This is a genomic window from Streptococcus gordonii (genome assembly GCF_001553855.1).
Classification (GTDB): domain Bacteria; phylum Bacillota; class Bacilli; order Lactobacillales; family Streptococcaceae; genus Streptococcus; species Streptococcus gordonii.
Genome location: NZ_LQWV01000012.1, coordinates 136426 through 149161, shown reverse-complemented (window position 1 = coordinate 149161; position 12736 = coordinate 136426). Strand labels below are relative to the sequence as shown.

Genomic DNA, 12736 nt, shown 5'->3' with positions numbered 1-12736 from the left:
CAAGAAAAAATCAGCCAGATATCTAGCTGATTTTAGGCTTTCTAAGCAAACTTTATAATCCTAAGTAATCCTCAACCGCTGCCTGCATTTGGTCTGCAGCAACCGTCGTTTTGTGGCGAACCGGTGCTGTTTCTAAGCCATCCACAGCTGGTGGAAGTGCTACGCCAGAAAGTTCGTGCAGTTGGTCCAAAGCCTCGAAGTCACTAAGTCCTGTTTGGCCAGTCACTGCTTCAACAGCCACGACTGGGAATTTATAAGGACTAGCGGTAGACGCGATAACAGTCTTGCACCGATCCCCTGTCTCTGCCAAGTATTTTTGATAGACAGCAGATGCAACGGCAGTATGAGGGTCTTCGATGTAGTCAGATGCTTGATAGACCCGCTTGATTTCAGTAGCTGTTTCTTGCTCTGTCGCATAATCAGCCGCAAAGAGCTCTAAAATCTCAGCGTCAAAGTCCGTCAGTTCATACTGTCCATGCTCATTCAGAGCCGCCATCAGGGCAGCTGTTTTCTCTGCGCTGTTACCAGACAGATGGAAAATCAAACGCTCCAAGTTAGAGGAAACCAGAATATCCATGGACGGACTAGACGTCACCTTGAAGCTCCGTTTCTTGTCATAAACCTGAGTCTTGAAGAAGTCTGTCAGGACATTGTTTTCATTTGATGCGCAGATCAGCTTGCCAACTGGCAGACCGATTTGCTTGGCGTAGTAGGCCGCTAGGATATTACCAAAGTTCCCTGTCGGAACTGTAAAGTTAACCTTGTCTCCTACTGAGATTTCTCCTGTCTTCACTAGCTGAGCATAAGCATAGACATAGTAAACAATCTGCGGCACCAAACGGCCGATATTCATAGAGTTAGCTGATGAAAACTGGAGTTTGTGCTCCAAGAGACGAGCTCGTAGGTCTGTGTCATTGAACATGTGCTTGACATTGGTCTGGGCATCGTCAAAGTTCCCATCAATGGCCACCACATGCGTATTGGCACCTGTCTGGGTCGTCATTTGCAGCTCTTGAACCTTGCTGACACCGTCTTTCGGATAAAAGACAATAATTTCAGTTCCTGGAACGTCCGCAAAGCCTGCCATAGCTGCCTTGCCTGTGTCACCAGAAGTTGCCGTCAAAATGACAATTTTGTTTTCCAAGCCATGCTTTTTGGCTGCGGTTGTCATCAGGTGAGGCAGGATAGATAAAGCCATGTCCTTGAAGGCAATAGTCGCTCCGTGGAAAAGCTCTAGATTGTACTGACCATCCAGCTTGACCAAGGGAGCAATCGCCGCGTCATCAAACTTGCTGTCGTAGGCATTATTGATACAGTAGTCCAATTCCTCAGCTGTAAAATCATCCAAAAATGCAGACAAAACCAACTTGGCTACTTCCTGATAAGAAGCGTCTTTGAGCTTGGCAAAATCCAAATCGACCTGCGGATAGGTAATGGGGGTAAAAAGGCCTCCGTCTGTCGCCAAACCTTGCAAAATCGCCTGGCTGGCTGTTACTTTATTCTTTTCATCGCGTGTTGATTGATAAACTAAGGTCATTCTCTCTCATCCTTTATCTGTAGTTCGTTTTATTATACCAAAATTTATCAGAAAATTCTCGCTTTTTCACAAAGAATATAAGAAAAAGCCCATTTCTGGGCTTTTAATTGTCTTATTTATTCATTCATAGATACGTGCACGTGGTCGTAGTGATTTTCAGTCACACTACCACGGTCTGGCATTTGGTTCCAAGTATTAGCTGGACCGTAAATGCTATCAAATGGTGCATAGAATTTCTGTTGCCAGATAACATAAGAGATTCCTCTTCCGGTCATGTTAGAAGTAACATCAGCTGCAACCTGATTTCCTAACTCAGTATTGTTGCCAACGATAAAGTCAGCGGCCAAGCCCTTACCATGATCTCCGCTATCACCTGGACGATAGAGACTGAATTCTGTAATTCCATATTTAGCTGCGATTTCTTCTTTCAAAGCAGCAGTTTGCGGTCTCAAACCTTCATTAGCAGCGTTATTGCTTGTTTGAGTTGCTACAGCTGGAGCAGTGTAGGTTGGAGATTCAATATTAGTAACATCTTGGTTAACCTGCTCTTGGTCCAATTGAGGGGCGGCCGCTGGAGTTGTAGCTTCTGGTTGAGTAGCCTCAGGCTGAGCTGGGGTTGCCGGAGCAGCTGGTTCCGTGATAGGCTCAGTAGACTGTGGTTCACTCACTTCCGCAGCAGCTGCCACTTGACTTGAAGCAGCTTCTGGAGCTGATTGAGCTTCTGCAGGAACTGCTGGAGCCTCAGATGACGCTTGTTCTTCTACAGGGGCTGGAGCCACTGGGGCATCAGTCACTGGGGCTGCTGGAACTTCAGCATTTGCTTCAGTTGAAGGAGCCGTAGTTTCTGACGTAGCTAGCTCAGGCTGAACTGGAGTTGCTGGAGCTGGCTCAGAAACCGGTCCTGTTACAGCTCTTGTTGCTTGTGGACTTGTAATTTCTACACCAGTTATTTCGTTTTTATCATTTGTCGTAATATTTAAAACTGTATTTGGATAGATTAGATCGATATTAGCAATCGCGTTAATATGAGCCAAAACATTTACATCCAAGTCAAATGCTTCCGCAATTGTTCCAAGAGTATCGCCATATTGGACTGTATAAGTCTGTTGATTTTCACTACTAGTAATGTCAGCTTTGATTTGATCAACTGTCCTAGCTGTCCAATTTTGTGATTCCTCTTCAGCATTGGCTGTCATCAATGGGAACACCGACAAAGCTACTGTTGAAGCGAATAGCATTTTTTTATTAATTTTCATATGTAAAGTACACCTTTCTTCATTCATACTACAAACTCCATCTTAACATAATTTCCCCAAGAATAAACCCTTTTTATCCGATTTAATCGAACTGTCTGCCCTCTGTAATATAGAGATTTGTTTGTAACAGATTCTCAATAGTTAGAAATAAATATATGGGAAACAGGACCGCTTCGCTTCCTTATAAAAGGCGATTATACATTGGCATGTCAAAGCATTAAAAATGATTAATAGCTTTTGATTTCAGATTTTCACATAGTCAAAGAAAGGATAAAATAAGCCTAAAAACTCAGAAAAAAGAGAACTGGGCTTGAATTCATCGAATCCATCGCCCAGTTCCTATCTCTTATCAGTATTTTGCTAAATTGAACCCGACCTAAGCTCTTGGCAAAAAAGATAAAATCTCCTAGAAGCTATCGCTTCTTCGTCTATTTTCCTATTTTTGCTGTGAGCTCTTAACGGTCTTGGTATCTTACTTCACCTTCATCATTCGGACGAGGCTGGCTCGTTCGGCTTCTTCCAGCTTCATTTCGATGTAGTAGATGGTTTCTTTGAGGTCAGGGATGGTAGCATACTCTAGTCCGTTGACCCGGCGGCGAGTTTTCTCGATTTCATCCGCCATGAGCTGGCAGCTTTTCTCAATCTCTGCCAGTCGCAGCAGGTCCGGAAGCAGATCGCTCATACTTTCAATGGTTTCATCCATTTGGCTGTTAGACGCCACATAGCTATAAACCACGTCTCCCTCATCATCACCGTAGGGATTGTCAATGGAAGCATGCATCTTGGGCACGCGCACACTCATGATATTCTCAGTCTCCACATGTAGATTGACTTCCCGCGTGGGTACAGCGAAGATCTCCTCGACCATGAGGTCACTCTCCAGTGCCTTGGCCATGACAAAATCCTGCAGGTGACCGACCAGATCGGATTCGACCTTTTGGCGAAGCTGATTGTTCTCACGGACAGACTCAATGAAGCGCCGCATCAGCTCATCCCGCTTATCCTTGAGCAGTTTATGCCCACGGACAGCCGTTTTGAGACGGGCTTTTAAGTTATTCAGCTCCATCCGAGTCGGCTTGACATTGAGTCGCGTCATCTTTCTTCCTCCTTGGTCTGCGGCAGGTATTGGTCAATCATATCGTCCTTGATCCGCTTGAGCTCCGTTCTTGGTAAGATGGACAGGAGTTCCCAGCCCAGATCCAAGCTTTCCTCAATGGTTCGGTTGGTCTGGAAACCTTGATTGATGTATTCCTGCTCGAAGCGGTCAGTAAAGCGCACATAGAGCTTGTCCGTTTCGGACAGGGCAGATTCTCCCAGAACGACAGCCAACTCCTTGGCCTGCTTGCCTTGGGCATAGGCGGCAAAAAGCTGGTTCATGGTTGCAGCATGGTCTCCTCTGGTCTTGCCCTCACCTGAACCCTTGTCCTTGAGACGAGACAGAGAGGGCAGGACATTGATGGGCGGACGATAGCCGCTGTTATAAAGATCGCGTGAAAGGATAATCTGACCTTCCGTAATATAACCCGTCAAGTCTGGAATCGGATGGGTAATATCATCCTCTGGCATGGACAGGATAGGAATCTGCGTCACTGAGCCTTTCTTTCCGACCAGACGACCAGCCCGCTCATAGAGGGTAGACAAGTTAGTATAGAGGTAGCCCGGATACCCACGGCGGCCCGGCACTTCACGACGAGCTGCGGAAACTTCCCGCAGGGCTTCACAGTAGTTGGTCATGTCGGTCATGATGACCAGAACGTGCATGTCCTTTTCATAAGCTAAGTACTCGGCTGCTGTCAGGGCAATCCGCGGCGTAGCAATCCGCTCGATAGCTGGATCATTAGCCAGATTGATAAAGAGCACTGAGCGGTCAATGGCTCCTGTCTCCCGGAGGTCATTCATGAAGAACTCGGCTTCTTCAAAGGTAATCCCCATGGCCGCAAAGACAACGGCAAAGTTTTCATCAGAGTTGAGCACGGTCGCCTGACGAGCGATTTGAGCAGCTAATTCCTTGTGGGGCAGACCAGAGCCAGAGAATACTGGCAGTTTTTGCCCCCGAACCAAGGTATTGAGGTGGTCGATGGCCGAGATACCAGTCTGGATAAACTCGTCCGGATAGTCACGAGCTACTGGATTGATAGCTTGACCATCAATATCCAGATATTTTTCTGGCAAGATAGCTGGGCCACCATCAATTGGCTTGCCCATTCCATTGAAAATCCGTCCCACCATGTCTTCTGACACTGGCAGCTCTAGCGGACGGCCGGTAAAGCGGACCTTGGCTTTTTCCAAATTGATGCCACTTGATCCTTCAAAAAGCTGGACCATAGCCTTATCTTCTTGGACTTCCAGAACCTGGCCCTGGCGCTTGCTGCCGTCATGTAGCTGGATTTCTACCAATTCATTGAAATGCACGCCAGCGACTTGGTCGACAATCATCAGAGGGCCGACAACTTCACTGACGGTGCGGTATTCTTTAATGACGCTCATTGTCTAGTCCTCCTTGGGCAAGAATCTGGTGTAGGGTTTCCTCGATAGTCTGACTGAGAGCCTGGATTTTTTCCAACTGATCTTCATGGATAAACTTGCTGCGGGCAATTCGGTCACGCAGCTCCACCGTTCCTTCCATGATTTCTCGGAAATAAGCCCCCAGCTCCAAGGCACGATTGGCCTCCGCATCGAAAGTCAGGATATTGCTCAATAAAGCCACCTGCTTTTTGAAAGAAGTATAGGTGTCCACATCATCAAAGGCATTCTGCTGCAGGTAGTCCTCGCGAATCATCTTGGCTGCATTCATGGTCAGTCTGTCCTTCTCAGACAAGGAATCCAAGCCCACCAAACGCACGATTTCCTGTAGTTCGCTTTCCTTTTGCAGGATATTCATGGCCTTGGTTACCTTCTCAGCCCAAGCAATCTTTTCATGCTGGTCGATATAGGCTCCCACTTCGTCTAGATAGAGAGAGTAAGAACTCAGCCAGTTGATAGCTGGGAAATGCCGGCGTTGAGCCAGCTGGGCATCCAAGCCCCAGAAGACCTTGACAATCCGCAGGGTATTTTGCGTCACCGGCTCAGAAATATCTCCACCCGGAGGTGATACGGCCCCGATAGCAGTAATAGAGCCTTCACGCGCAGTCGAACCGAGTGTCTTGACCCGACCAGCCCGCTCGTAATACTCAGCAATCCGGCTGCCAAGATAGGCTGGATAGCCTTCGTCACCCGGCATTTCTTCCAGACGGCCGGACATTTCCCGCAGGGCTTCTGCCCAGCGAGAGGTAGAGTCCGCCATGATGGCCACGGAATAACCCATGTCACGGAAGTATTCTGCGATCGTAATCCCTGTGTAAATCGACGCTTCCCGGGCCGCTACTGGCATATTGGAGGTATTGGCAATCAGCACCGTCCGCTGCATGATGGACTGGCCAGTTGCTGGGTCAATCAGTTCTGGAAATTCATTGAGTACGTCGGTCATCTCATTGCCACGCTCACCGCAGCCGACATAGATAACGATGTCAACATTGGCAAACTTGGCTACTTGGTGCTGAACGACAGTCTTACCAGCCCCGAAAGGTCCTGGTACGGTAGCTGCTCCCCCCTTGGTTACTGGGAAGAAGGTATCAATGACCCGCTGACCTGTCACCAAAGGCTCAACTGGAATCAGCTTCTGAGCAAAAGGACGCCCGCGACGGACCGGCCATTTTTGCATGAGAGTCCCTTTAAAAATAGACCCATCCGCCTGCTCAATCTCGTAAACAGTCTCTTCAACAGTGAAACTGCCAGCTGAGATATTGGCCAAACGTCCACTGACACCGACTGGCACCATGATACGGTGCTCCACCAGATTGGTTTCCTGCACCGTTCCCAGAATATCTCCAGCCTCAACTGTATCTCCGACAGACAGACTTGGAACAAAATCCCACTTAGCCTCCCGGTCTAGATTTGGCAGTTGGACACCGCGGACGAGGAAGTCGCTCGCCGTGATGGTCTGGAAACGCTCCAAAGGCCGCTGAATTCCGTCAAACATCTGGGAAATCAGGCCTGGTCCCAGTTCAACGGACAGAGGACTTCCAGTCGTGATGACCGGCTCTCCCGGACCCAAGCCAGAAGTTTCCTCATAAACCTGAATAGAGGCTTGGTCCCGCCGCATTTCAATAATTTCACCGATCAGCCCCAAATCGCCAACCCGGCAGATATCCTGAATATTCGCTTCCTGCATCCCTGATGCCAGCACCAGAGGACCAGAAACTTTGATAATCTTTCCTTGACTCACAATCTTCCTCCATTCTTGGGAGATTTTTGTTCCTTCTCCATGAAAATCAAAGCTCAAACTAAGCAAGAGTTTGAATTTCATTTCCAAAGAGTTTTTTTGATTCTTGCCACGAGTTTGAATTTCTTCTTAACTAGCTCTAGGGCAAGGATTGTTTCTTTTTATTTTAAAAATCAGATAAGGCTTTTATTTGCTGGCCCATTTCGTCGAAATTATCTGGGCTTAGCCATTTTTCTAGACGGCTCTTGACGGCCGGCCAATCCTTGTCAATCATGGACAGCCAGTCAGTATCTCGGTTGCGCCCCTTATATACAACAGCCTGACGAAACCTGCCTTCATAGGTGAAACCAAGCCGCTCTGCTGCCCTCCTTGACGGCTGATTGAGGGCATCGCATTTCCATTCATAGCGGCGATAATCCAGCTCTTCAAAGACATAGCGTGCCAGTAAGTACTGGGCTTCAGTAGCCAGTCTGGTGCGCTTCAGCTTGGGCGAATAGGTCACCGCTCCCACTTCGATAACGCGGTTATTTCGGTCAATCCTCATCAAGGCAAAAGTTCCTAAAGTCTTACCGCTCTCCTTGTCCACAATCGCATAGTGGAAACGATCCTGTGTCGCCAGCATCTGATCTAGCTTCTGGGACCATTCTGCCTGACTTTGGGCAGGATTTTGAAAGAGATAGGTCCACATATCCGCAGGAGAATCTGGGCCATACACTTCATACAAATCCGCTCCATGCTTGTCCTTGGACAAACGCTCGATAATAACATACTGGCCTTCGATTCGCTCCAGATTGGGCAAGTCCCCCGGCTGAAAATCCGGCAGAGCATCCCCAATGGGTTGGCCTAGTTCATTCATTCGCATAAAAACCTCACAATATATCCTGTCCGACAGCCTTTTCGACATTTTCATGAATCCGCGAAAGGGCCAGTCCCGTGCTCCCCTTATGGGTAGGAATGAGCACAAGAGCAGGAATCTCCAGCTGGTCATAGTAGGCCAGAGTTTCTGGAATATCAGCAGCCATATCCTCCGTCAGATAGATAATGCCGAAATCTTCACGGGCTAGCCGACGCAAAGTATTAATCGTCTCCTGAGCTTCCTTCACTGGAAAGGTCTGAAAACCAATCAGCTTAAATGGGAGAATGGTGTCGCGATTCCCCACGACAGCAATCTTGTAGCTAGTCTTGTCCATAAATCGGTCGCATCCTTTCTCTGATAAGCTCTACCGGCAGCTGATTGTCCATACCGGTCAAAATCAGCCGCAGATTCTTGACTTCCAGCTCCTTGCCTAGCAAATAGCGAGCGAGAGGAAGCGGTCCATCTGTCTCAAACTGACCAGCCGCCAGCAACTTAGCCTGCAAGAGGTCCGCTAGATATTCTAACTCTACTGTCGTCAAGGTCTGGTTCCGCATTTTTTCCTCATAGGAGCGCAGATCAAGATCGTAAGCACAGGGATTGACCTGACTAAACCAGGTCAAGAAATCCCCCTGCTCTGCCATGGCAATCCAGTTGGCAGCAGAAAGGCTTCCTTCATCAGACAGGAGCTGCCTCATAAAGCTGCGCGGTTTCTCCAAGCCAACAGCCCGCTTGACAGTGATGGCATTGTAAAAATCAATAGTCAGATTCACCAGCTGCAACAGACGGTCATCTTCCAATTCCTGTGTCAGGCGCTTGAGATGCTGGAAATAAGCCATGTCCATGCCAATCTCCAGCACGCGCACATCCTGATAATCCTGGTATTCCTGCCAGGTCGCAAGCACCTCGTCTAGCATGAAATCTGGACAATACTCAGCCGAAAAGGCCATAACTAGGTGCTCTAAAACCTCCAGCGAATAGGTCCCCACCGGCATCAGCAAATGCTCCAGGGACTGACCTGTCGCCCGACCCTTGAGAAAAACCTTGAGATTGTGGTAGGTATAGCGGAGCGTGAAAATCTCCACTAGCTCCTTACTTGGACTGATCTCAAGCGCCCAATTATAAACGGAATACAAATGCTTCATCAGTACTTGCTCAATGGAATTGAGATCCTTGATAGCTTCAGCATCCATGGCATAGACCGTTCCCTGCAGAAGAGCCGAACGGCTGGCAGCATCGTCAGTCTGTAGCAACTGATCATATTGCTGGGGCGTCAAAAAGGAAGCCTCCTGCACGCTAATGGCTGTATTGACTTGAGAGAAGCTTGTTTCACTCATGGTCCGCCTCCTATTCTGCCTGGTCTTTGAAAATATCCTGAGCCAATCGGTAGCTTTCCTCCTGCCAGACAGAGTTCAGCAAGTCGCGATAGAGATAACTATCATCCACCCGTCCTTGGCTCAGCACAAAGCCTGCTTGATCGGCTATAAACTGGTCTGAAAAATGCACTTGCGGAAAGACCTTTTTCAAGTCTTCTAACTTGATGGAGTTAAATTTCTCAGCTGATAGAGCACCGAAAGTCAGTGTCAATTCTTCCTCTGGGTATTTAGCCAGGACACTCTTCAGAAAATGCTCCTCTTCAGCTGGTGACCAAGCCGCCATCTGAGCATAGGCCTCCTCAAAAAGCTCTCTGAGAACCCGCTGCTTGATGACCAGAGTAGACTGGCGCTTTTGATTTTCCAACTGCTGAATTTCACGCTGACTGCACCGGCTGATTTCTTTCAGCTGCTGCTCCCGCTGTCCAAGCTTTTGCCGAACCAGCTGGGCCTCACGTTCCTTGGCTTCCTGTTCTATTTTCTCAGTAGCCTCGGCCAAAAGCAGACGCCCCTTTTCGTGAGCCTGCTCCAAGACAGAAGCTTTGAGATCTGATATGTCAGACATAAAAGCCTCCTTACTTCACATTCAGAACCATGATGAAGGAAACAACGAAGGCCAAGATGGCGTAGGTTTCTACCATGGCTGCTAAGATAACCCCTTTCATGACCTCTTCTGGTCGCTTGGCCAAAATCTGAATACCAGCTGTCGCCACTCGTCCTTGATGCTTGGCTGAAAAGTAACCAACAATCGCAACTGGCAAAGCAGCTAGGAAATAAGCCACACCTGATTGCAGAGCCAATTCTGGCTTGATATTAAAGAAGACGGTAATCCCGATAACAAAGCCGTAGAGACCTTGGGTACCTGGCAAAAGCTGAAGAATTAGAGCTTGAGCGAATTTTTCTGGTTGTTCTTTCAAGAGGGCTGCCGCTGCCTGACCTGTGCTTCCAACACCCAGAGCTGAGCCCATTCCGCTGAGAAAGACCGCCAAAGCTACTCCCAGACCTGCAAAAAAGGCGCCACCGTAAGTTCCAAAATATGATGCTAAATGTTCCATGATTTACTCCTATGAAAATGCTGTAACCGTCGTAAAATCAACAGCTAGTTGAATGAATAATGCTTGTTTTGATGTTGTAGAAAGTGTATTTCAAAAGATGAGTTTCTCATCTTTTATCATAGTTTCTAATCTTTATTTCTTGCTTTGCTGAACGTATTTCTCACTAGGCTTGAGCGGAGTGAAAGGCTTGCCGCCACCGTCGTAGAATTTCCCGAAGAATTCCACGAAAATCAAACGTGCCCCGTGCACATAACCGGACAGAAAAGATAGAAACATATTGACCAAATGCAGGGCAATAAAGAGCAGAATACCAATGCTAAAGCGAGCGACAGGTGGAAAGAGACTGACAATCAAGTTAAAAGCCGAGCCAATGCTGGCCCCAGAAAGTCCCAGAGCCATCAGCCGCGTAAAGCTGACCAGGTCTCCTACATAGCCACTGACATTGTAGAGATTAAAGAGACCTGACCCCAATCCTGCCAAGCTTTTAGCACTGACAATAGACACTGCCAGTATACCCAGAGCATTGATGATGGCCAACCACTGACCAATCGTTGCTGCAAAGGCCAAGGATGGGAAGAAATTTCCCAGGGCCAAGAGTAGCAGCCCCAGCAAAATCAGCACCCAAGCAAAGCCTGCATTATAAGCTTCTGCATAATCCTTGAGGCGGATATTTTTCAGACCGCTGAGGAAGAGGCCCGCCAGCACCGTAACAAAACCAAAGACAACCGAAATAACCAGAATCGTCATGGCGTCGGAGCTGGTGCTAATCAGAGCGAAGGGCAGTTCAAAGCCAAAGAAAGAACCATAAACCAGTCCCCAAATGATGACTGCCACACCCAGCAGGCGGAAGAATCGTAGATTCTTAGCCAGTCCCGGCTTAACATGCAAGAAGTGCAGCGCCAGACTGGTGCCTACAAAGAGTAAAAGGCCGTAGCCGATGTCAGCGACCATCATGCCAAAGAATACAAAGTAAAAGAGCGAAACGACAGGGGTTGGATCCTTGTCACCATACTTAGGCAGGGAATACATCTCCGTCACTAGCTCGAAGGGCTCCACCAATGCATTGTTTTTAAGCTTTGTCGGAACCTTATCTTCCTCGTCCTCTCGAATCTCTCTGACCTGAATGAGAATGCTCTGGCCAAACTGCTCTGTCAAGCAAGCCTCAAGAGCTTGCACTTGATTGCTTTCAATCCAGCCTTCCAAGGCTGCCAGGTTTTGCGTACTGGCTAACTGGTTCTTACTTTCTTGGCGAGAGGAGAGATTGCAGAGATAGTCCAGCTGAACCTTGAGCTGGTCCAACTCATTCTTGGAAGCTGCCAGACTCTTGGTCATAGCATCTGCCACTGCCTTCTGCTGTCGAATATTGGCTTTTAGCTGGGCTATTCGCTCAGCAGGCAGTTCCACGTGATCGTACTCAAAAGGCTTAAAGCCATACTCTTTCAATACTTTGCGAACTTCTTCCAGAGAGCCTGCCTTGTAAAAAATAAGAACCCCATGCTCCGTATCATCGGTAAAGACTTCCTGAAACTTCAGGTCAGGATGTGCTCCCAGAGTCAGACGTAGAGCGTCGTCATCGGTATTGGGAATCGTCCCAATCAAAGCTCCCAAATGGCTGAAAGTCGCTGCTGCTTGCGGTGTTAGTTCCAGTGGCTCCCATTTCTCCAGCACAGCCACTTCCAAGCGGTCAGCTTCTATCTGATCTTTGGCCTCTTGCAAGACCTTGAGTTGCTTACTGATTCCTTCCAGCAACGCCCCCTCATCGCGAGACTTCCCTGCCTGCTCCAAAGCAGCAAAGGACAGCTCCAAAGGCTCTTCTTTTAAGGCTTCCAGCAGTTTCTTTTTGGGCATAAAAGGCTCCAGCTCTGCAATTAGCCTCTCCAGTTTTTCCTGACGACTGAGCAAATCCTGCCGAGATAGCTCTTGATCCGGCCGACCGACTAAAGCCTGCTCAAAGGCTGCCTGCCAATCCTCTTCCTGCCGCAAATCATGAATCTGAACCGACTCTAAACCCTGTAGGTAAAAGAGAAGCTGGTCTAGCAGTTCCTTGGGCAGGAGCAGAGACAGTTGCCGCATTTGACTAATGGCCATAGGCTTCTACCACCTTCTCTACAATGGCTCGCGCCAAGTCTGCTTTTTTATCCGTCAGCGCAGCCGCAACCTTGTCCTCATTTTGCTGGGTTGTCTGCTCCAAGTCTTGCTGCAGGAGCACCAACTTTTGCTGGGAACTCGCTGTTAATTCCTCTGCCAGCTTCTGCGTTTCATCGTCATAGGTTAGACCCAGTCGTCTGAGATTTTCATCTACCTGCTGCCGCAGCTCCTGAGCCTGCTTCCTGTAGCCCATCAAAACTTCTTCTGCAGCAGTCTCAATTTCCTGCATTTTTTCAAGTGTTTCATTGGCCAT

The 12736-nt window shown here is 48.2% G+C and carries 12 protein-coding genes; all 12 read right to left on the bottom strand.

Annotation, left to right across the window (positions count from 1 at the left end):
- Window positions 1-52: 52 nt before the first annotated feature.
- Window positions 53-1537, bottom strand: a complete 1485-nt coding sequence (thrC, locus tag AWH02_RS03740; RefSeq protein WP_060553225.1) for a threonine synthase — start codon at window positions 1535-1537, stop codon at window positions 53-55.
- 116 nt (window positions 1538-1653) lie between these two features.
- A complete protein-coding gene (locus AWH02_RS03735) occupies window positions 1654-2793 on the bottom strand; it encodes a LysM peptidoglycan-binding domain-containing protein (RefSeq protein WP_060553226.1) in 1140 nt (379 codons plus the stop codon).
- Window positions 2794-3265: 472 nt separating this feature from the next.
- On the bottom strand, window positions 3266-3889 hold the full coding sequence (locus tag AWH02_RS03730; protein WP_060553227.1) for a V-type ATP synthase subunit D: 624 nt from the start codon (window positions 3887-3889) through the stop codon (window positions 3266-3268).
- Entirely contained in the window at window positions 3886-5280 is a 1395-nt protein-coding gene (locus AWH02_RS03725; RefSeq protein ID WP_002902006.1) for a V-type ATP synthase subunit B, read from the bottom strand. Before AWH02_RS03725 ends, AWH02_RS03730 begins: the two co-directional genes overlap by 4 nt.
- The gene (locus tag AWH02_RS03720) at window positions 5267-7057 is read right to left on the bottom strand and encodes a V-type ATP synthase subunit A (RefSeq protein WP_060553316.1); all 1791 of its coding nucleotides are present in this window, start codon (window positions 7055-7057) and stop codon (window positions 5267-5269) included. The genes AWH02_RS03725 and AWH02_RS03720 overlap by 14 nt, the downstream gene beginning before the upstream one ends.
- Before the next feature lie 163 nt (window positions 7058-7220).
- Window positions 7221-7916: a GNAT family N-acetyltransferase gene (locus AWH02_RS03715; protein ID WP_060553228.1), complete on the bottom strand. Its 696-nt coding sequence runs from the start codon at window positions 7914-7916 to the stop codon at window positions 7221-7223.
- Between the two features lie 7 nt (window positions 7917-7923).
- Window positions 7924-8244: a V-type ATP synthase subunit F gene (locus tag AWH02_RS03710; RefSeq protein WP_002898763.1), complete on the bottom strand. Its 321-nt coding sequence runs from the start codon at window positions 8242-8244 to the stop codon at window positions 7924-7926.
- Complete coding sequence (locus AWH02_RS03705; protein ID WP_060553229.1) at window positions 8231-9244, bottom strand: V-type ATPase subunit; 1014 nt, start codon at window positions 9242-9244, stop codon at window positions 8231-8233. The genes AWH02_RS03710 and AWH02_RS03705 overlap by 14 nt, the downstream gene beginning before the upstream one ends.
- 10 nt (window positions 9245-9254) lie before the next feature.
- A complete protein-coding gene (locus AWH02_RS03700) occupies window positions 9255-9845 on the bottom strand; it encodes a V-type ATP synthase subunit E family protein (RefSeq protein ID WP_060553230.1) in 591 nt (196 codons plus the stop codon).
- 10 nt (window positions 9846-9855) lie between these two features.
- A complete protein-coding gene (locus tag AWH02_RS03695) occupies window positions 9856-10335 on the bottom strand; it encodes a V-type ATP synthase subunit K (RefSeq protein WP_002898768.1) in 480 nt (159 codons plus the stop codon).
- A 132-nt stretch (window positions 10336-10467) separates the two neighbouring features.
- Window positions 10468-12423 carry a V-type ATP synthase subunit I gene (locus AWH02_RS03690; RefSeq protein ID WP_060553231.1) on the bottom strand — a complete coding sequence of 652 codons (1956 nt, stop codon included), beginning with the start codon at window positions 12421-12423 and terminating at the stop codon, window positions 10468-10470.
- Window positions 12413-12736 (bottom strand): hypothetical protein, encoded by a 324-nt coding sequence (locus AWH02_RS03685; RefSeq protein ID WP_060553232.1) that lies wholly within the window; start codon window positions 12734-12736, stop codon window positions 12413-12415. The genes AWH02_RS03690 and AWH02_RS03685 overlap by 11 nt, the downstream gene beginning before the upstream one ends.